At 70.0% G+C, this 446-nt stretch carries 1 pseudogene; it reads left to right on the top strand.

The window, feature by feature from the left end:
• Positions 1 to 446 (top strand): annotated as a pseudogene (locus tag GCN78_RS28940) (3D-(3,5/4)-trihydroxycyclohexane-1,2-dione acylhydrolase (decyclizing)); the annotation flags it as partial.

The following is a 446-nucleotide window of genomic DNA, read 5'->3' as shown; positions in this document are numbered from 1 at the left end:
CTGCAGCTGGGCGCCATCGGCGTCACCGGTTCGCCCGCCGCCAACGCGCTGGCGGCGCAGGCCGACGTGGTGCTGGCCGTCGGCACGCGCCTGCAGGATTTCACGACGGGTTCGAATTCCCTGTTTGCGCAGGCGCAGCTGGTCAGCCTGAACGTCAACGCTTTCGATGCGCTGAAACGCCGCGGCCTGGGTGTACAGGCGGACGCGACACTGGGCTTGCAGGGATTGTCGCGGCTGCTGGGCGGCTGGCACTGCGCGGGCCAGTGGCAGGAGCGTGCGCAGCAGGAGGCGAATGCCTGGCGCGACACCGTGCTGGCGATCACGGGCAAACGGGAAGTCGCCGGCTTGCCGTACGACGGCGAAGTCATCGGCGCCGTGCAGCGTTCATCCAGCGACTCGACCACCCGCGACATCGTCGTCTGCGCGGCGGGGACGCTACCGGCCGA

The sequence above is a fragment of the Janthinobacterium rivuli genome, from assembly GCF_009208735.1.
Classification (GTDB): domain Bacteria; phylum Pseudomonadota; class Gammaproteobacteria; order Burkholderiales; family Burkholderiaceae_D; genus Janthinobacterium.
Note: the sequence above shows the minus strand (reverse complement) of the source record. Positions and strands in the feature narration are given on the sequence as shown.